The sequence below is a fragment of the Mangrovimonas sp. TPBH4 genome (genome assembly GCF_001280505.1).
Lineage (GTDB): Bacteria > Bacteroidota > Bacteroidia > Flavobacteriales > Flavobacteriaceae > Mangrovimonas_A.
Genome location: NZ_LBIO01000050.1, coordinates 22,463 through 42,590 on the forward strand (window position 1 = coordinate 22,463; position 20,128 = coordinate 42,590).

Genomic DNA, 20,128 nt, shown 5'->3' on the forward strand with positions numbered 1-20,128 from the left:
ATTCCGTTTATTAAATTAACGCCAAATGCAAAAAATAACAAAAGAAGTTTACCTGAAATGGTATGAGGACATGTTGTTCTGGAGAAAGTTTGAAGATAAGCTTGCTGCAGTATATATTCAACAAAAAGTAAGAGGATTTCTTCACTTGTACAATGGTCAAGAAGCCGTTTTGGCAGGAGCTTTACACGCTATGGACCTGTCCAAGGATAAAATGATAACAGCTTACCGTAACCACGTTCAGCCAATCGGTATGGGAGAGGATCCTAGACGTGTAATGGCCGAATTATATGGAAAAGCAACGGGAACCTCACAAGGACTTGGAGGGTCAATGCACATTTTCTCTAAAGAATTCGGTTTTTATGGAGGTCACGGTATTGTAGGAGGACAAATCCCATTAGGAGCAGGTATGGCCTTTGGTGATAAGTACAAAGGAAGCGATGCGGTAACCATTTGCTGTTTTGGGGATGGTGCAGCGCGTCAAGGATCTTTGCATGAAACCTTTAACTTGGCAATGCTTTGGAAGCTTCCAGTAGTATTTGTGTGTGAAAACAATGGGTATGCCATGGGAACCTCTGTAGAGCGTACTGCAAACCACACCGATGTTTGGAAGTTGGGATTAGGGTATGAAATGCCATCTGGACCAGTAGACGGAATGAACCCGGTTAAAGTTGCCGAAGCCTTTGATGAAGCCATTCAAAGAGCTCGTAGAGGTGAAGGACCAACTTTCTTGGAGTTGAAAACTTACCGTTATAGAGGACACTCTATGAGTGATGCTCAGCATTACAGAACCAAAGAAGAAGTAGAAGAGTACAAGAAAATAGACCCTATTACTCAGGTTAAGGATATCATCTTGGAAAAGAAATATGCCTCAGAGGCCGATATTAAGAAAATTGACAAGCGCGTTAAGGACTTGGTTACAGAATGTGAGAAATTTGCAGAAGAATCTCCGTTCCCAGAACTTAATGTGATGTACGATGCGGTTTACGAGCAAGAAGATTATCCATTTATACAAACTAAACTATAAGTAAGTTATGGCAGAAGTAATTAACATGCCGCGTTTGAGCGATACAATGGAAGAAGGAACTGTTGCTTCTTGGTTGAAAAATGTAGGTGATAAAGTTGAGGAAGGAGATATCCTTGCTGAAATTGAAACCGACAAGGCAACCATGGAGTTTGAATCCTTTCATGAGGGAACCTTGTTATATATAGGAGTAAAAGAAGGAGAGACCACAAAAGTAGATGAGCTTTTGGCGATTATAGGTGATGAAGGAGAAGACATATCAGGCTTGATTAATGGTGGAGGAAGTGCGCCTGTTGCAACTGCAGAGAATGCAGAAGCTCCTGCACCAGCCAAAACTGAAACGTCTAGTGCAGAGGTTGCTATTCCGGAAGGTGTAACGGTGGTAACCATGCCACGTTTGAGCGACACTATGGAAGAAGGAACTGTTGCCTCTTGGTTGAAAAAGGTTGGAGATGTTGTTGAAGAAGGCGATATCTTGGCTGAAATTGAGACCGACAAGGCTACTATGGAATTTGAATCATTCCAATCTGGAACTTTGTTGTATGTTGGTTTGCAAGAAGGGGAATCCGCAAAGGTTGATTCCTTGTTGGCTATCATTGGTCCTGCAGGAACAGATGTATCTGCCATTGCAGCTAACTTTACAGTAGGAGGAAGTGATTCTGCTCCTGAGACAGCTCAGACAGAAGCGCCAAAAACAACAGAAACTCCAAAGGCAGAAGTTGTCAAGGAGGCTACTCCAGCTGTTTCTACAACTACTAATGGAAGATTATTTGTGTCTCCGTTAGCTAAAAAAATGGCTGAAGAAAAAGGTGTGGACTTATCTCAGGTTAAAGGTTCGGGAGAAAATGGACGTATCATTAAGCGTGATATCGAAAACTTTAAGCCTGCAGCGGTAGAAAAAACTGCGGCTCCGGCATCTTCGACTCCAGTGGCTACTGTACAAGGAGAAGAGCAGTTTGATGAGAAATCAAACTCGCAAATGCGTAAGGTTATTGCCAAGCGTTTATCTGAGTCAAAATTCACAGCACCACATTATTATTTGAATGTGGAGTTTGATATGGAAAATGCCATTGCTTTCCGTAAGCAGGTTAATGAACTTCCAGATACTAAGATTTCATTCAATGATATGGTTGTGAAAGCCTGTGCCATGGCGCTTAAGCAACATCCTCAAGTAAACTCTCAATGGTTTGCAGATAAAATGAGATTGAACCACCATGTACATATTGGTGTAGCGGTTGCTGTTGAAGATGGATTGGTGGTGCCAGTGGTTAAGTTTGCAAACGAATTGAGTTTGTCGCAAATTGGAACTGCAGTTAAAGACTATGCAGGAAGAGCTAGAAACAAAAAATTGACACCTCAAGAAATGGAGGGTAGTACGTTTACAGTTTCTAACTTAGGTATGTTTGGAATTGAAAGTTTTACTTCAATTATCAACCAACCAAACTCTGCAATTCTTTCTGTAGGTGCCATTGTTGAAAAGCCAGTGGTTAAGAATGGACAAATTGTTGTTGGGCATACCATGAAGTTGTGCTTGGCATGTGATCATAGAACCGTTGACGGTGCAACAGGAGCTCAGTTCTTACAAACTTTAAAGAACTACATTGAAAACCCAGTGGCAATGTTTGTATAAGCATAGCTTCATTTTAAATATTAAAAAGCCATTACAATTGTAATGGCTTTTTCTTTTTTCAAGTCCCAGGTTTTAAGATTAGTTTCCTATAGGGACGGCATTAAAAGGTGTCACCATGGCAATAAAAAGAACGCATGGGCCACTGTTCAGGCATTTTGCTTTGTGAGGTTTCCCTGCAGGACCATAGGCATAGGCGCCAGCCTTTAGAAGTGTTGTTGGTTCATTTTCATAGGTAACCTCCAACTCTCCAGAAATCAGTATCATTCGTTCTGGGGAATTGTGCGTATGCTCGATCACTTCGGTATTTGGTTCAATTTTAAAAAAGAAATCCAAATTAGGTTCTGTAATATCCCCATGTAAAATGGTAAACGTGCAACCGGGAAAAAAGTCTGGTGCAGGATTCCACTTTAGATCTTTGTCGTGAATGGTCTTTGCGATAGATATTTCACTATCCGCCATATCTCCCTTTTGTGCAATTGCCTGTGTTCCGTACCCTAAAAAAAGCAAAGCAATAAATAGATACTTCAATGGGTACTTGTTAGTGTTGATATGCATAATATAAAGTAATTGATTACAATTTAAAATTGTAGGAATAATGTTTGAGAGATAGAGTTGGCTGGCACTATTTTTTTACCGTGGCAGTTGAAGGATCTATTATCACCTTTACAGGTGCTACAGAATTGGCCGGAAAGCCTCCTTTTTTAGCATGTTCTCTTACGAGGTCTTCATTTTTGGCCATGTAAATGCAGTACACTTTGTCGCCTGTGACATAGCTGTGAAGCCACTTTATACCAGATCCCATGCTATCCAAAACACCACAGGACGTTTGGGAGATAGCCTGTAGCTCTTCTGTGGTTAAATTTCCGGCACCGGGGATATTTCTTTCAATAACATACATGTTTAGCCCTTTATCGTTGACCAATTCGCTATTTAATAGCTCCACGGATTTTTCTTGGCTAAATGCATTGAAAGAGGCAGTCAAGATCATTAAAATTAGTAAAGATTTTAAAGTTTTCATAATAATAGTGGTTTTAATGGTTAATAGAATTTCGATTTCTATAAGTGTTTTGCACTTAAATAGTTTTAAAATTATTTAGAATAAGAGCATTTCCTTTCTAATTTTAGTTCAAAGACTATGACGTATAGTTCATTGCTTAAGCTTTAAGAGTATAATACGAATAGGTTTTTCCTTAATATTTATGGACACGTGGAGTTTTAAGAGGTGTTGATATTTATTATTTTTACATCTTTAATCAAATTCTATATGAAAAAAATCTACCCTTTACTATTATTAGTTTTAGTAATCAATTGTAAGAGAGCTGATAGGCTATTGTTGGCAACAACAGAATCAGAAGTAAGAGAAATGGTTTCTTTTCTAGCTTCGGATAATTTAAAGGGAAGGAATACTGGAACTCCAGAGATTGATAAAGCGGCAAAGTATATTGAGGAAAACTTCAAAAGTTATGGCATCAAACCTTATTTTGAAGGGTATCTAGATGAGTTTGAAATAGACAGTTTAAAAGGCTACAATGTGGTTGGAGTTATGGAAGGGCAAGATCCAAAACTAAAAAAGGAATATGTGATTTTAGGTGCGCATTATGACCATATAGGTTACGGTAACAAGGTAGCACAAGATTCTATCGCCAATGGAGCTAACGATAATGCTTCAGGAACGGCGGCCGTTTTGACATTGGCTAAATATTTTGCCGAAACTAGAAACAATAAACGTAGCATTATCTTTGTGTTGTTTTCGGCAGAGGAAAAGGGGCTTTTGGGGTCCGAGCATTTGGCTCAAAAATTAAAACAGGAAAACTGCAACCTCTATACCATGTTTAATTTTGAAATGATTGGTGTGCCTCTTGTCGGTCGAGATTATGATGTGTTTGTAACGGGGTATGATAAGTCCAACGTGGCTAAACAATTAAATACCTACCATGGAAGTAAGTGGGTTGGAGTCTCTGAAGTTGCCAAAAAACACAACCTATTTAGAGCTTCAGATAATTATCCTTTTTATCAAGAATTTAATTTGCCATCTCACACTTTGTCAAGTTGCGATTTAACAAACTATGATTTTTACCATAAAGTAGGGGATGAGGCACAACGATTGGATTATAATTATATGGCCAATATTATCAATAAAATGGCGCCAGTTATAGCGTCCGTTTGTAATACACCTGTAAGAGAAATTAAACTGAACTAGGCAATGAAAAAAAATATCATTATAACGGGAACAAGCAGAGGAATTGGCTTTGAATTGGTGCAGATTTTGTCCCGTCAAGGACACAACGTGTTGGCTTTATCCCGAAATGCAGTCCCCGTTTCAAATCTTAATTTGGAAAATGTATCGACCATGCCTTTTGATTTGGGAGATTTGGAGGCGTACAAAAAAGTAAATGATTTTATTAATAAGGAATGGGACCATGTGGATGTGCTGATTAATAATGCCGGTGCTTTATTGAACAAGCCTTTTGAAGGAACTTCCTTTTCTGATTTTGAACAGGTATACAGAACCAACGTTTTTGGTGTAGCTGAATTAACTAGGAACGTATTGCCATTTATGGAAAAAGATGGCCATGTTGTCACCATTAGTTCTATGGGAGGCGTGCAAGGCAGTATGAAATTTGGTGGCTTGGCAGCCTATAGTTCCAGTAAAGGGGCTGTCATCACCTTAACGGAATTGTTGGCTGAAGAGTATAAAGAAACAGGACCTTCCTTTAATGTATTGGCGTTGGGAGCTGTGCAAACTGAGATGTTGGAAGAGGCTTTTCCTGGTTATCAAGCGCCTACTACAGCAAATGAAATGGCAAATTATATAGCGGATTTTGGACTAAATGGACATCAGTATTACAACGGAAAATTATTGCAGGTATCCAATTCAACACCATAACAAATGAAAAAGTACAAATGTGTCATTTTTGATTGTGATGGGGTCTTGGTAGATAGTGAGCCTTTAAGTAATCAGGTGCTGGCAGACATGACCAATGAATTGGGAGGTAATATTGATTTGGAGTATGCCTTGACACATTTCAAGGGCAGGTCCATGCAAATGTGCTATGATAAAATTGCCAAATTGGTTCCCCAGCCACTTCCTGATAATTTTAAGGACCAATATCGAGAACGCAGTTTTGAGTTATTTAAAACAGCTTTAAAGCCTATAGAGGGCGTTCCGCAATTGCTAGAGAAGTTAAGGTTGCCATTCGGGGTGGCATCCAGTGGTACTGAAGAGAAAATAAAACATAATTTGGCCTTGACGGGCTTATCTCCTTATTTTGAAAAAAACATTTTTAGTTGTTACCAAATTCAAAAATGGAAACCCGATCCCGATGTGTTCATATGGGCAGCCAAAACCTTGGGATATCATCCTGAAGAGTGTGTTGTTATAGAGGATTCTTTTCATGGGGTTACAGCTGCCAAAGCAGGTGGTTTTGATGTGTTTGGTTTTGTGGCTCACGATTACAATAATGAATTACCGGCTATTGCTACCCGCACTTTTCAACAAATGGATGAATTGGGTGAATGGTTAGCAAATTAGAAGAATTCCTGTATTTTTGAATAATGCAAAAGACCCTCCAAAATTTTATTCCAAAAGCTGCCGTTGCTTATGTTGCTGAGCTTTTAGATCATGACCATTTATCGGTTAAGGTAAAATCGGAGCGGAAAACCAGACATGGTGACTACAGAAGCTTGCCAAATGGGAAACATCAAATTACGGTAAATTCAAACTTAAATCCTTACAGGTTTTTAATTACACTTGTTCATGAAATTGCCCATTTTGAGGCGTATAGAAATTTTGGAAGGTCCATAAAACCACACGGTAAGGAATGGAAATACACTTTTCAGCATTTAATGTTACCCTTATTGCATCCTGAAATTTTTCCAAGCGAATTGCTGCCGCTTTTAGCTAAACATTTCAAAAATCCAAAGGCCAGTAGCGATACCGATGTTAATTTAGCGTTAGCATTAAAGCAATTTGATGAGGCAAACGATAAAACCTATATTTTTGAAGTACCTTTTGGTAGCCAATTTAAGTTGTACAACGGACGTGTTTTCAAAATGGGGAAGCGGCGTACCAAGCGTTACGAATGTTTAGAGCTTAGTACAGGAAAGCTGTATTTGTTCAACCCCAATGCAGAAGTGGAAGTATTGGCTTAAAATAGAATCAATCAAAAAAAAGAATAGAAAGAAAGAGAAAAGTATTTATGAATAAAAATTATTATGCCATTTTAATGGCAGGAGGTGTAGGATCTAGATTTTGGCCAGTTAGTACAGAAAGTTATCCAAAGCAGTTTCACGATATGTTGGGTACAGGGGAAACCTTGATTCAAAAAACATTCGAGCGATTGGCAAGGCTGATTCCTAAGGACCATATTTTTATTCTTTCCAATGAGCGTTACAACGATTTGGTTTTGGAGCAATTGCCGGAGGTGTCGCAAGACCAAGTAGTGCTCGAGCCAGAGATGCGCAATACAGCACCTTGTATTTTGTATGCTTCTTTAAAAATTCAAAAGGAAAATCCGGATGCCGTAATGATAGTGGCGCCAAGTGACCATTGGATTGAAGATGAACAGGCTTTTGTAGATAACGTTCAACATACATTTGAATATTGCTCCCAGCATGACGCCTTAATGACCTTGGGAATTCAGCCAACATTTCCTAATACAGGATATGGTTATATAGAATATGATAAAACCTCTGAAGATTCCATTAAACTCGTAAGTCAGTTTAGAGAAAAACCAGATTACGAAACGGCCAAGCAATTTCTTGCGCAAGGTAATTTTTTATGGAATGCAGGAATTTTTATTTGGAGTGCCAAAAGTGTGGTGAAGGCATTTCAAAATAACCAAACTGAATTGTTTGCCTTGTTTGAATCTGGTATGGATACTTATAACACAGATTTGGAAAAGGACTTTATTGCAGAAAACTATAAAAGGGCAGAAAATATCTCTGTGGATTACGCCATTATGGAAAAAAGCGATAATGTGTATGTATTGCCGGCAACTTTCGATTGGAATGATTTAGGGACTTGGGGTAGTCTTTACGACAAGTTGGAAAAGGACAATGATGCCAACGCAATTGTCAATGCTCAAACCTTGTTGGAAGATGCTTCAGGCAATATGATCCGAAGCAAAAAGAATAAAATTGTCGTAGTTGATGGCCTAAATGATTATATTATTGTTGACAAAGACGAAGTTTTACTTATCTTTCCTAAGTCTAAAGAACAAGATATAAAGCAAGTCCTCCAAACGGTGAAGGCCAAGTTTGGTGAAAATTATGGGTAACTATGACCGAAAATAAATTCAATTTTTCTGAAGAAGAGGAGCAGAAAAAGCAGGCTTTAGAAGACCAAAAAAAAGATCAGGCGGTCGAAGAATCTAAACAAGCCGTAAAGGAAGATGCCAAAGGCCTTCTAAGAAGTAGCAAGACTTTTTTAAGTGAATTATTGGATTTTAGGGAAGACACCGATCGTGATGCCACGATTGAATCCATAAAGAATGACATTCCTTTTCAAGGTGCCACAGCTTGGATTTTAATTTGCTCCATTTTTGTGGCCTCCATTGGTTTGAACGCCAACTCTACTGCTGTAGTTATTGGCGCCATGTTAATCTCTCCACTTATGGGCCCTATTTTGGGTGTCGGTTTATCCATTGGAATCAATGATATTGATACTCTTAAAAAATCATTGATTAATTTGGCGACCATGATTGTTTTGAGTTTGCTCACTGCGTTCATGTTCTTTTACATTTTTCCCTTAAGTGAAGACAATTCGGAACTTTTAGGTCGTGTAAAGCCTGACATTCGTGATGTACTCATTGCATTTTTTGGTGGGTTGGCCTTGATTATTGCCAAAACAAAAAGAGGTACAATCGCTTCGGTTATATTTGGAGTTGCTATTGCAACAGCCTTAATGCCGCCACTTTGTACGGCTGGATATGGTTTGGCCAAGGGCAATATTACCTATTTCCTTGGGGCAATGTATTTGTTTACCATTAACACGATTTTTATTGCCTTGGCAACATTCTTAGTGGTAAAGGTGCTGCGTTTCCCAATGCTGAAATACGCCAATTCCCAAAAACGGAAAATGATAGCAAGGGCTGCTTCTATATTAGCTGTAATAGTGATGGTTCCTGCTATTTGGACCTTTATTTTGGTGTTGAACCAAAGTAATTGGGAACGTGATGTACGTAATTTTCTGAATAACGAAATAGTATCGCCACTGCCTCACCCAGATTACATGAAGAAAAATGCCAATTATCAATATTTGAATGGTGAAAATTCTATTATTGAGTTGAACTCTTTTGGTTTGGATGATATCTCAGAAGAAACCATTGCGGTTTTGGAAAACAGAATGAAAGCTTACAAAGCCTTAAAAAACACAACGCTTTTTGTAAATCAGAATAGGTCTAAAAATCTAGACAATCTTAAGTATATGGAGCAGATTCGTTATCGGGATTCCATAGATTTAATGTCGCAGGGACAACGCATTGTATTTCTGGAAGGTGAATTGAAAAAGCTCAATAAACTGGAGAAAAATTTGATTCCTTTTGAAGAGCTCACCAAAGAGGTCAAAATCAACTATGAGGATGTTGATAGAATATCGTATTCCAATGTGATTACCTCCAATTTCAAAAAGATAGATACACTTTCGGTATTTACCGTGGACTGGAATGATAAATTAAAGGAGAAAGACATTCCGGAGCGTCAAAAACGTTTGGAAGAATGGCTAAAAGTAAAATACAGTTTGGATAGTTTGGTTGTAAAGAGAGAATAGTGAAAGCTATCAACTGTTCTCGTCCATATACATTCTGCGTACTTTCTTAAAGAGTTCAGAAGAATAAACAAAATCGGTTACAGCCTCATTGTCTGTTTTAAAAATGGTTTTGTTGGATCCTTCCCATTCTTTGTAGCCGTTTTTAAGAAATACGATTTTTTCTCCAATTTCCATTACCGAATTCATGTCATGCGAATTGATAACTGTCGTAATCTTGTATTCGTCTGTAATTTCCTGAATTAAGTTGTCTATTACAATGGAGGTTTTTGGATCTAATCCAGAGTTGGGCTCATCGCAAAACAGATATTTGGGACGGTTAACAATGGCGCGGGCAATAGCGACCCTTTTTTGCATACCTCCAGAAGCTTCACTAGGCATTTTGTGGTGGGCGCCATCCAAATTCACACGCTTCAAAACAAAGTCTGCACGGTCTTCCATTTCACTTCGACTTTGTTTGGTAAACATGCGCAACGGAAACATGACATTTTCCATAATGGTCATGGAGTCAAACAAAGCACTTCCTTGAAACACCATACCTATTTCGGCACGTAGATCCCGCTTTTCGTCATCTGTAAGGTTATTGTATTCTCTGTCTTCATAGATAATACTTCCTTTTTCATAAGGGAATAGACCTAATAGGCATTTTAAAAAAACGGTTTTTCCAGAACCACTTTGGCCAATAATCAAGTTGGTTTTCCCTTTTTCAAAAACAGTACTGATACCCTTTAAAATATGGGTGTCTCCAAACGATTTATGTAAATTCTTTACTTCAATCATTAGCTCAATAACATTTGTGTGAGTAAATAATTTAATAGGATGATCGTTACACTGGTCCAAACAAATGAGGTTGTACTAGCCTTACCAACTTCCAAGGCCCCACCTTTCATGTAGTAGCCATAAAAAGAAGGAATCGTAGCCAGTATAAACGCAAATACAAATGTTTTAATGAAAGCGTATGTAAGGTGAAAAGGTGTAAAGTCTTGTTGAACACCAATAATATAATTGTCTACAGAAACAAAGCCTCCAAAATAACAGGCTGCCATTCCTCCCAAAATTCCTAAAAACATAGCGATGGAAATAGCAAACGGATATAATAATAAGGCGATTACTTTGGGAAACACTAAATAGTTTATGGCATTGACCCCCATGACTTCCAATGCGTCAATTTGTTCTGTAACTCGCATGGTTCCTATACTTGAAGTAATAAAAGATCCTACTTTTCCTGCCATAATTATGGAAATGAAAGTAGGGGCAAACTCCAAAATTACCGATTGCCTTGTAGCAAAGCCAACAAGGTATTTTGGAATTAGTGGACTATCAATATTCAAGGCGGTTTGAATGGTGACAACTCCGCCCACAAAAAATGAAATGAAGGCTACAATCCCCAAGGAACCAATAATTAAATCGTCAATATCCTTTAAAATCAATTGTTTCATGACAGACCATTTAGTTGGTTTGCGAAACATGTCTGCAATCATCAAAAAATATTTACCGATATTATTAAGGGCCGTCATATGAGTTTTTGTTAGCGCTAAAGTATAAAAAAGTTACAGGTATTTAACCTTAAATTCTAATTATGATAATTAAAAAACAGTAATTTTGAAATCGTTAAAAAGAATAGACCTGAATCATTTCATGAAAAACCTTGTATTTCTGTTTGTTATTTGTGCCTTTAGTTTTACTGGTATGGCTCAAAACAGTGCTGTTGGCCAAAATTCTTCAAATAAAAACCCTCAGTTTTCTAAGCCTAAATTGGTCGTGGGAATAGTTGTAGATCAAATGCGTTACGACTATTTGTTGCGTTTTTATAACAAATATGGAGAGGGAGGTTTTAAGCGTATGATGAATGAAGGTTTTAACTGTAAAAACAATCACTTCAATTATATTCCAACCAAGACAGCGCCCGGACATGCTTCGGTGTTTACAGGTACTACACCAAAGTATCATGGTATTATTGGTAACGATTGGTACGATAAGGAAATTAAAGCCGATGTTTATTGTGCAGGTGATCAAAATGTGGTGCCAGTTGGTACAACTTCCAAAGCTGGAAAAATGTCGCCTCATAGAATGTTGGCCACCACGTTTGCTGATGAAAACAAATTGTTCACTCAAATGCGAGGGAAAAGCATTGGAATTTCCATTAAGGACCGCGGGGCAATTTTACCAGCTGGGCATACGGCAAATGCAGCTTATTGGTTTTATGGGAAAAGGGAAGGTAATTTTATAACGAGTAGTTTTTATCTGGATGAACTTCCAAAATGGGTCAAGCAATTCAATAGCTCTAAAACAGTAAAGTCATACCTTAAGGATTGGAACACTTTGTATGACATAGATTCTTATACTGAAAGTGGCGATGACCTCAATACTTTTGAAGAAGGATTTAAAGGAAAGGAAACTGCGACATTTCCGTATAAATTGAAAAAATTGTCAGCACACAATGGTGATTTTGATATTTTGAAGGAAACACCATTTGGCAATAGTATTGTGGCCGATTTTGCTATTGCGGCTTTAAAAGGAGAACAGCTCGGTAAAGATGACCATACAGATGTATTGACGGTTAGTTTTTCCAGTACCGATTATATAGGCCATAATTTTGGAGTGAATTCTAAGGAGATTGAGGATACCTACATTCGTTTGGATAAGGATTTGGAACGCTTGTTCAAGGCCCTTGATGCTGAAGTAGGCGCAACTAACTATACTGTATTTTTAACGGCTGACCACGCCGCTGTTGAGGTGCCTTCCTATCTTCAGTCCTTAAAAATCCCTTCGGGATATGTTAACGCAAAGGACTTAAAAGAAGCTCTTAATTCATTTATGGTATCAACATATGGGACTTCAGATTTGATTGAGAACATTAGTAATAATCAAATTTTCCTTGACCGAAAAAAAATTAAGGAAATGGACTTGAATCTTGGAGTGGTACAAGAAGCCATCGTTAATGAAATTATTGCTTACAAGCATGTGGATAAAGCCTATACGGGAACCACTATGGTGACTACCGAATTTTCTAAAGGGGTTGAAGGTTTGTTGCAAAATGGATATAACCAAAAGCGTTCGGGAGATGTGCTGTTTGTGTTTTCGCCTGCAACGATTTCTTATAACAAAACAGGCTCTACTCACGGTTCAGGCTTTAATTATGATACGCATGTACCTTTGTTGTTTTTTGGTAGTGGTATTGCCCATGGAGAGACGTTACAAAAGACATCTATCACCGACATTGCCCCAACCATTTCTGCTTTGTTGGGAATAGGATTGCCTAATGCAGCCACTGGAAATACTTTGGAATTTGTATTGTTGAATGACTAAGCGTTTTGGCTATGCTGTTTTGGCATTCGTACTTGCGGTAACTGTCCTTTGGTTCAATGAGTATTTGCGGGAGCTTCCCAAAGAAGACATATATGCCGAAAGTGTTTTGCATGAGGGAGATACCAAGCTTCAGTATCTACCTGGTAGTACAACCGGACAAGTAGTGCACCATGGGACGTATTCTTTGTCCTATAATGAAACTCACGAACAGGCAGAATGGGTGGCCTATGAGCTTAAAAAGACTCACCTTTCAAATTTAAACTTAAAACGGCCATATTTTGAAATTGACCCAATTGTGAAAACTGGAGCCGCCCATTGGCGCAATTATAAGAATTCTGGGTATGATCGAGGACATTTGTGCCCTGCAGGGGATAGAAAGTATAGTGTGGAAGCCTATAATGAAACATTTTTAACCAGCAATATAAGTCCGCAAAATCATTATTTCAATGCAGGTGTTTGGAATCGACTAGAACAGCAAACCCGAAGATGGGCCAACATTTATAAAGACCTTTTCGTTGTGACAGGAGGTGTCCTTACCGAGAATTTGAAAACTATAGGAGAGGAGCAGGTTTCTGTCCCTGAATATTTTTACAAGATTGTTTTTAATATCTCTTCACAAGAACCAAAACTGATTGCCTTTTTGATTCCAGCTCAAGAAAGTAGTGCGCCTCTAAACAATTTTGTAGTATCTGTGGATTCCCTAGAGGAAATGACAGGCATCGATTTCTTTCCTGAATTGGAAGATTCTTTGGAGACAACATTAGAAGCGTCCGTAGACTATAGTGATTGGGAATTTAGGTAGGTTATGCTATTTTCCAAGAATGCCTTTCCAGCGTAAGGCCCTAATAAAATCACCTTCTTTTTTAGAAACCAAGTACTCCATACCATTTTGTTTGGCCTTAAAGTAGCCTATCAAATAATCTTTAAGTAGGTTGGGACTTTTCTTTTTAAGAGCCAATTTTAAAGCTGCAATGCTGGTGATGGTAATTCCATAACGCATTTTGTACATAGCCTCTCCTTGTTTGTATTTAGAGGTCTTTTGGTATTGGGTTCCTGTAGGTTTCAAGTGTTTTACTTTGAGGCTGGTTTCAGTAGCCATTTGCCATGTATGATATTGTGCCAAAAGGGTATCTACGGTGTCCCACCCAATAGATCTTTTTAGGCCACCAATTTCTTCAAAACATTGTTTTCTATAGGCTTTTATTGGGCCCCTAACATGAGTTTGTTTGGAGATGCTTTCATATACCCAGTTGTCATTTTTTTTGATGTAGAGATTGCCTCCAGCAATTCCAATAGCGTCGTCGCTTTTGAAAAGTGCAGCCACTTTTTCTAAATAGTTTGGAGGGAAAATTAAATCGGCATCAAACTTACAAATGATGTCATAGGCACTGTCTAAAGTTTCAAACCCTTTATAGAAGGCATTCACAACTTTGGAGCCTGGTTGGTGTTCCTGTGATGTAGAAATGTCAAGTACCGAGATCCAGGGATATTTGTTCGCGAATTCCTGCGCCACCTGTAACGTACTATCGGTTGAATTGTCGTTTACCACTACCAATTGTTTGGGCAATAAAGTTTGAGCAATCAAGGACTCCAAAGTCAGCTTTAGGGTAACTTCTTCGTTATGGGCTGGTATGACAATGCTAAAATCCAAAAGATAAAGGCGCTTTCAGTTTAAACACGTTCAGCATATACAATATAGTATCTTGGCGTGAACCAACGTAAGATAGGTCTAATTCCAATCTTTTTGGTAGGATTGGTCCATTTGTCTGTAGCAATAATTTTCCAACCAGATTTTTCCAAAAGCCAATCAAATTGCCAATCTTCAAATTCGTGGTAATGACGGTCCCAAGGATCTGTTTTGCTTCGGTAGGCAGAGGAAAACCAAAGTTTTAAAGGGATGCTGGCAACCAATTTATCCGCTTTAATGGATTTAAGAACTGTATAAGGAGACAGCAAATGTTCGAATATTTCAAAAGCCGTTACCACATCTGCATTGGAATTGACAATGTTGGACAGGTCTTCATCCAAATCTTCTCCCGTGGTATTGGTTACAGAAAACCCATGCTCCTTCATTACTTCAGTAAACGGGTTGGGAACGCCGAGGTCTAAAATATTAGCACTTTTTGGGACGTGGCTTTTTAAAAAATCTATGGTTTTTTTATAGCGCTTATGCGGAAATTTTCCTTCGTACATTATTAATATTTGTAAACTATGGCGTTGATGTGCATGCCTGCACCAACACTTGCAAATATAATAACATCACCTTTAGATAGAGATTGATTTTCAATTTTATTCTGAAGCACCAAATCCAACAAGGTTGGTACCGTGGCTACCGAGCTGTTTCCTAGTTTGGAAATGCTCATGGGCATAATGCCTTCAGGAATATTGGTTCTATAAAGTCTATAAAAACGCTTTAAAATGGCTTCATCCATCTTTTCATTCGCTTGGTGAATGAAAATCTTTTTTACATCTTCAATGCCATAACCACTGTTGTCCAAACAGGTTTTCATGGCCTGGGGCACATGGGAAAGGGCAAATTCGTAAATCTTACGCCCGTCCATTTTAATGTATCGAGTGTCTGGGTTAAGATCTTTATTATAGGAATTTCCAAAATGAAGATAATAGGCTTCGTCATAGGAGTAGGTGGCAGTCTCATGCGATAAAATACCGCCTTCTTCATTAGTGGCTTCAATAATACTGGCTCCAGCACCATCGGAATAGATCATGGAATCCCTATCGTGTTTGTCCACTACGCGACTTAGTGTTTCAGCGCCAATTACGAGGCAGCGCTTAGCAATTCCAGCTTTAATGAAGGCATGTGCCTGAATGACTCCTTGAATCCATCCTGGGCATCCAAATAGGATGTCGTAGGCTACGCATTTAGGATTTTTGATTCGCAAATTATGTTTAACCCTAGAGGCTAAACAGGGCACCATATCACTTTGTATGGTGTTGTGCTTAACATCTCCAAAATTGTGGGCCACGATGATATAATCCAAAGTTTCTGGATCGATGTTGGCATTGGATATGGCTTTTTCGGCGGCAAAGAAGGCAATGTCAGAACAGCTCAACATGGGATTCACGTAACGCCTTTCCCCAATTCCAGTAATGGCCTTGAACTTTTCAATGATCACTTCATTGCTGTGGCCGAAACTGGATCCGTCTGAATTTAAAAAAATGTGTTGATTGAAGTCTTCGTTTTTCTCTATGGTGCTTGGAATGTAGCTTCCAATACCAGTAATTTTAATATTCATAAAGAAGAATGCCTTTAATTTCCGCTAATGTACGATTCGAAAATTAAAGGCATTGAATATTTGGTGACGAATTACGACGTCCAAACTAGTATTTGAACATGTTTAGGCATCCATGTACTCTTCAATTGGAGCACAAGTACAGATAAGGTTTCTATCTCCAAATGCGTCATCCACACGTCTTACCGATGGCCAAAACTTGTTTTGTTTCACATAATCCAATGGGAAAGCAGCCTCTTCACGAGTGTATGGGAACAACCATTCATCCGATGTCAACATCTCCATTGTGTGAGGTGCATTTTTAAGAACGTTATTGGTATCCTCTTTAGAAACTTGGTCAATTTCATTTTTAATGGAAATCATCGCATTACAGAAACGATCCATTTCGTCTTTGCTTTCACTCTCAGTAGGCTCGATCATCAAGGTTCCTGCTACTGGGAAAGATACCGTAGGAGCATGGAAACCGTAGTCCATCAAGCGTTTTGCGATATCGGTTACTTCAATACCGTTGGCTTTAAAGGCGCGACAGTCTACAATCATTTCATGGGCAGCACGGCCACATTCTCCAGAGTACAAAGTATCAAAACTTCCTTGTAAACGAGACTTGATGTAGTTGGCGTTCAAAATAGCAGCTTTTGTAGCTTCAGTAACCCCCTCAGCTCCTAACATTTTAATATATCCGTAGGAAATCAAACATACCAAAGCAGAACCAAATGGCGCAGCCGAAATAGCTGTAATGGCTTTTTTGCCTCCAGTTTTCACCAATGGGTTTCCTGGAAGGAATGGTACCAATTGCTCGGCAACACAGATAGGTCCAACACCAGGTCCTCCACCTCCGTGAGGAATGGCAAATGTTTTATGTAAGTTCAAGTGACAAACATCGGCACCAATGTTACCTGGATTGGTAAGTCCAACTTGTGCGTTCATGTTGGCTCCGTCCATATACACCTGACCTCCGTTGTCGTGGATTATCTTTGTGATTTCCTTAATGGCAGACTCGTACACCCCATGTGTTGAAGGGTAGGTTACCATGATACAAGAAAGGTTGTCCTTGTGTAATTCTGCTTTTTCACGTAAATCATCTACATCTATATTCCCTTTGTCTGTAGATTTGGTAACCACTACTTTCATTCCAGCCATTACAGCACTTGCAGGGTTAGTTCCGTGTGCCGAAGATGGAATTAAACAGATGTTTCTGTGGTGGTCTCCACGAGATTCATGGTAAGCCTTGATGACCATAAGACCAGCAAATTCTCCTTGAGCTCCAGAGTTTGGTTGCAAGGAAGTCCCGGCAAATCCAGTGATTTCTGTTAATTGGTCCTCAAGAGACTTTAACATCGTCAAGTATCCTTTGGCTTGTTTTGCAGGGACAAATGGGTGAATATTGGCCCATTTAGCCCAACTTAAAGGCAACATTTCTGCCGCGGCATTAAGTTTCATAGTACAAGACCCTAAGGAAATCATGGAGTGGTTTAAGGAAAGATCCTTACGTTCCAAGGATTTGATGTATCTCATCAATTCTGTTTCAGAATGATACTTGTTGAATACATCTAAAGTTAAAAAGTCTGAGGTTCTTTCAAGACCTTCAGTGATATGATTAGCTTCTTCAATAGAAGTTAATTTGATCGTTTTCTTTTTGGCGGCCTTGGCAAAAATTTCAATGATTTCGTTCACATCACTTAAAGATGTTGTTTCGTTGATTGAAATCGTTACCGTGTGCTTGCTAGGGTAGAAGAAGTTTACTTTATGGTCTTTAGCAATCGCTTTTATCTTTTTTGCTTTAGCTTCAATTTGAAGGGTATCAAAGAAACTCTCATTTAATTGCTTGTAACCCAATTTCTCCAGGGCAGCAGATAAACTGGCTGCAGAGTGATGTACTTTATTGGCGATGAATTCCAAACCTTTTGGTCCGTGGTACACGGCGTACATTCCAGCCATAACAGCCAAAAGCACCTGTGCTGTACAGATGTTTGAAGTCGCTTTATCACGTTTAATATGTTGCTCACGGGTTTGAAGCGCCATACGGAGAGCTCTATTGCCGTTGGTATCTTTGGTTACCCCAATGATACGTCCTGGAATATCACGCTTGTAAGCTTCCTTGGTAGCAAAGTAAGCGGCATGAGGACCACCATATCCCATAGGGATTCCGAAGCGCTGGGTGGTTCCCACCACAACATCGGCACCAAATTTCCCTGGAGCTTCCAATTTTACCAAACTCAAAATATCGGCAGCAACGGCCACTTTAATTTGAGCCAATTGTGCTTTTTCAATGAAAGTTTTGATATCTGTAACCTGACCGTCTTTTCCTGGATACTGTAAAATAGCGCCAAAGAAATCTGAAGAGAAGTCGAATTCCTCTTCTTTACCAACTACTAATTCAACACCAATTGGTAAGGCACGGGTTTCAAGTAGCGAAAGGGTCTGAGGTAAAATTAAATCGGAAACGAAGAATTTGTTTACGCCTGCTTTCTTCTGGTCTCTAGAACGCACCGCAAACAACAAGCTCATAGCTTCGGCAGCAGCAGTACTTTCATCCAATAAAGACGCATTGGCAAGCTCCATACCTGTAAGGTCGCTTACCATGGTTTGGAAGTTTAACAAAGCTTCCAATCTTCCTTGTGCAATCTCTGCCTGGTAAGGTGTGTAGGCAGTATACCATCCTGGATTTTCCAAAATGTTACGTTGGATTACAGCAGGAAGAATGGTAGGGTGGTAACCCAAACCAATATATGTTTTGTAAACTTTATTTTTATTAGAAAGTTCATGAATATGGTTGAGGTATTCGTTCTCGGTCATTGGAGCCTCAAGCTTCAAGCCTTTTTGTAATCGAATATCATCCGGAATTGTTTCGTAAATGAGTTGGTCTAAAGAGTCAACACCTATTGTTTCTAACATCTTTTTTTGGTCTTCCTCTCTTGGACCAATGTGACGCAAAGCGAAAGCATTTGTATTCATTCTAAAAAAATTGTGTTTTTGAGGCGCAAAATTACGGAATTAATCATGGTTTTATGTTAATGATAATGAAAGTTTTTTAACCAAATGAAGCTCTTATTAACACTTTAATTATTTTTGTGGGGTGAGGTTCCTAAAACGTATTTTCAATTTTTATATCAATAGTAGTATTCACGTGGCTTTGGCGGTATATGCCCTATCCTGGATTACCCTTATGGAATACGATTTGCCTTACGATGAAGCCGTGCTGTATTTTATATTTTATGCCAGTATTACGGGATATAATTTTGTTAAATTTTTTGGCTTGGCCAAGTTTCACCATCGAAGTCTGGCCTATTGGCTCAAATTCATCCAAGTTTTTTCCTTTGTTTGTTTTGTGTTGATGTCCTTTTATGCTGTACAATTACAACTTAAAACATTGCTGTATATTGCTCTTTTTGGTATGATTACCTTTTTGTATGCAGTTCCATTTTTGCCAAAGAAAATGCTGTATGACAAAAATCAAAACCTGAGAAGTATCAGTGGGATTAAGGTGTATGTCATTGCGTTGGTTTGGGCAGGTGTTACGGTGCTATTGCCATTGCTGAATGCTGGGTATGATATTGGATTGGAAGAGCTATTGCCATTTTTGCAACGATTTATTTTGGTATTGGTATTGATATTGCCTTTTGAAATACGGGATTTAAATTATGACAGTTTGAAATTGTCAACCATTCCGCAGAAAATTGGAATCAAGCGTACCAAAATATTTGGAGGGGCGCTGTTGTTGGTTTTATTGGGATTGGAACTGTTTAGGGAAGTGTCAACTTTAAAGTATAAACTTTGCCTTCTGGTGGTATCATTGGTTATGGGAGTCCTATTGTATTTTGCAAAAACAGACCAGAAAAGGTATTACAGTAGCTTTTGGGTGGAGGGAGTGCCTATATTTTGGTTAGTATTGGTCTTGCTTACGTAGAAAGGCATCAAAAGTTTGATGCAAGTCCTGACGTTCTTCTTCCTTAAGACACTCTACATTGGAATCCTTGACAATTTTTGTGAGTTTTTTGTTTTGTTTGGAGTAAGAACGGGTCATTTTACACCAACAAAACCTAAAGTTTAATTTTAATTTTTCCCAAAAAGAGGCTTCTCCGTATTGAGAGCGGTCACAAATTTCCATTGCTTCATCACAGGATATAAAGAGGATGCTTTTTTTCATAAAA

The 20,128-nt window shown here is 38.7% G+C and carries 20 protein-coding genes; 11 read left to right on the forward strand and 9 right to left on the reverse strand.

Annotated elements, in window-relative coordinates:
- Positions 1-25 precede the first annotated feature (25 nt).
- Complete coding sequence (gene pdhA, locus ZA05_RS10680; RefSeq protein ID WP_053991687.1) at positions 26-1,024, forward strand: pyruvate dehydrogenase (acetyl-transferring) E1 component subunit alpha; 999 nt, start codon at positions 26-28, stop codon at positions 1,022-1,024.
- A gap of 7 nt (positions 1,025-1,031) precedes the next feature.
- Positions 1,032-2,651 carry a pyruvate dehydrogenase complex dihydrolipoamide acetyltransferase gene (locus tag ZA05_RS10685; RefSeq protein ID WP_053991688.1) on the forward strand — a complete coding sequence of 540 codons (1,620 nt, stop codon included), beginning with the start codon at positions 1,032-1,034 and terminating at the stop codon, positions 2,649-2,651.
- Between the two features lie 78 nt (positions 2,652-2,729).
- On the opposite strand, the gene ZA05_RS10690 is transcribed toward ZA05_RS10685, so the two are convergent.
- Both ZA05_RS10690 and ZA05_RS10695 read right to left on the reverse strand, forming a co-directional pair.
- On the reverse strand, positions 2,730-3,206 hold the full coding sequence (locus tag ZA05_RS10690) for a cupin domain-containing protein (protein WP_053991689.1): 477 nt from the start codon (positions 3,204-3,206) through the stop codon (positions 2,730-2,732).
- Between the two features lie 67 nt (positions 3,207-3,273).
- Entirely contained in the window at positions 3,274-3,669 is a 396-nt protein-coding gene (locus tag ZA05_RS10695; RefSeq protein WP_082333749.1) for a DUF4242 domain-containing protein, read from the reverse strand.
- A gap of 246 nt (positions 3,670-3,915) precedes the next feature.
- Between ZA05_RS10695 and ZA05_RS10700 the strand changes: the two genes are divergently transcribed.
- From ZA05_RS10700 to ZA05_RS10725, 6 genes are read left to right on the forward strand one after another with little or no spacing between them, the layout of a single operon-like run.
- Positions 3,916-4,851 carry a M28 family peptidase gene (locus tag ZA05_RS10700; protein ID WP_053991690.1) on the forward strand — a complete coding sequence of 312 codons (936 nt, stop codon included), beginning with the start codon at positions 3,916-3,918 and terminating at the stop codon, positions 4,849-4,851.
- 3 nt (positions 4,852-4,854) lie between these two features.
- Complete coding sequence (locus ZA05_RS10705; RefSeq protein ID WP_053991691.1) at positions 4,855-5,538, forward strand: SDR family oxidoreductase; 684 nt, start codon at positions 4,855-4,857, stop codon at positions 5,536-5,538.
- 3 nt (positions 5,539-5,541) lie between these two features.
- Positions 5,542-6,183, forward strand: a complete 642-nt coding sequence (locus tag ZA05_RS10710; RefSeq protein ID WP_053991692.1) for an HAD family phosphatase — start codon at positions 5,542-5,544, stop codon at positions 6,181-6,183.
- 23 nt (positions 6,184-6,206) lie between these two features.
- Positions 6,207-6,803: a SprT-like domain-containing protein gene (locus ZA05_RS10715; RefSeq protein ID WP_053991693.1), complete on the forward strand. Its 597-nt coding sequence runs from the start codon at positions 6,207-6,209 to the stop codon at positions 6,801-6,803.
- A 47-nt stretch (positions 6,804-6,850) separates the two neighbouring features.
- Complete coding sequence (locus ZA05_RS10720; RefSeq protein WP_053991694.1) at positions 6,851-7,930, forward strand: mannose-1-phosphate guanylyltransferase; 1,080 nt, start codon at positions 6,851-6,853, stop codon at positions 7,928-7,930.
- Between the two features lie 2 nt (positions 7,931-7,932).
- Positions 7,933-9,420, forward strand: coding sequence for a DUF389 domain-containing protein (locus tag ZA05_RS10725; protein ID WP_053991695.1), 1,488 nt, complete (start codon positions 7,933-7,935; stop codon positions 9,418-9,420).
- 9 nt (positions 9,421-9,429) lie between these two features.
- Here the strand turns inward: ZA05_RS10725 and ZA05_RS10730 are convergent, their stop codons facing one another.
- Positions 9,430-10,197 (reverse strand): ABC transporter ATP-binding protein, encoded by a 768-nt coding sequence (locus ZA05_RS10730; RefSeq protein WP_053991696.1) that lies wholly within the window; start codon positions 10,195-10,197, stop codon positions 9,430-9,432.
- Complete coding sequence (locus tag ZA05_RS10735) at positions 10,197-10,934, reverse strand: ABC transporter permease (protein ID WP_053991697.1); 738 nt, start codon at positions 10,932-10,934, stop codon at positions 10,197-10,199. The genes ZA05_RS10730 and ZA05_RS10735 overlap by 1 nt, the downstream gene beginning before the upstream one ends.
- A 121-nt stretch (positions 10,935-11,055) precedes the next feature.
- On the opposite strand from ZA05_RS10735, the gene pafA reads away from it, so the two are divergent.
- Positions 11,056-12,726 (forward strand): alkaline phosphatase PafA, encoded by a 1,671-nt coding sequence (gene pafA / locus ZA05_RS10740; RefSeq protein ID WP_053991698.1) that lies wholly within the window; start codon positions 11,056-11,058, stop codon positions 12,724-12,726.
- Entirely contained in the window at positions 12,719-13,528 is an 810-nt protein-coding gene (locus tag ZA05_RS10745) for a DNA/RNA non-specific endonuclease (protein WP_053991699.1), read from the forward strand. Before pafA ends, ZA05_RS10745 begins: the two co-directional genes overlap by 8 nt.
- Positions 13,529-13,534: 6 nt before the next feature.
- On the opposite strand, the gene ZA05_RS10750 is transcribed toward ZA05_RS10745, so the two are convergent.
- The 4 genes from ZA05_RS10750 to gcvP form a co-directional block, all read right to left on the reverse strand.
- Positions 13,535-14,377, reverse strand: coding sequence for a glycosyltransferase family 2 protein (locus ZA05_RS10750; protein WP_053991700.1), 843 nt, complete (start codon positions 14,375-14,377; stop codon positions 13,535-13,537).
- Between the two features lie 20 nt (positions 14,378-14,397).
- Positions 14,398-14,919, reverse strand: coding sequence for a methyltransferase (locus ZA05_RS10755; RefSeq protein ID WP_053991701.1), 522 nt, complete (start codon positions 14,917-14,919; stop codon positions 14,398-14,400).
- 2 nt (positions 14,920-14,921) lie between these two features.
- A complete protein-coding gene (locus ZA05_RS10760) occupies positions 14,922-15,980 on the reverse strand; it encodes a 3-oxoacyl-ACP synthase III family protein (RefSeq protein ID WP_053991702.1) in 1,059 nt (352 codons plus the stop codon).
- A 102-nt stretch (positions 15,981-16,082) separates the two neighbouring features.
- Complete coding sequence (gene gcvP / locus ZA05_RS10765; RefSeq protein ID WP_053991703.1) at positions 16,083-18,932, reverse strand: aminomethyl-transferring glycine dehydrogenase; 2,850 nt, start codon at positions 18,930-18,932, stop codon at positions 16,083-16,085.
- Positions 18,933-19,053: 121 nt separating this feature from the next.
- Here gcvP and ZA05_RS10770 point away from each other — a divergent pair, with 121 nt between their 5' ends.
- Positions 19,054-19,884, forward strand: a complete 831-nt coding sequence (locus ZA05_RS10770) for a hypothetical protein (protein ID WP_053991704.1) — start codon at positions 19,054-19,056, stop codon at positions 19,882-19,884.
- Here the strand turns inward: ZA05_RS10770 and ZA05_RS10775 are convergent.
- Entirely contained in the window at positions 19,861-20,124 is a 264-nt protein-coding gene (locus tag ZA05_RS10775) for a hypothetical protein (protein WP_053991705.1), read from the reverse strand. The genes ZA05_RS10770 and ZA05_RS10775 overlap by 24 nt on opposite strands.
- Positions 20,125-20,128: the final 4 nt, after the last annotated feature.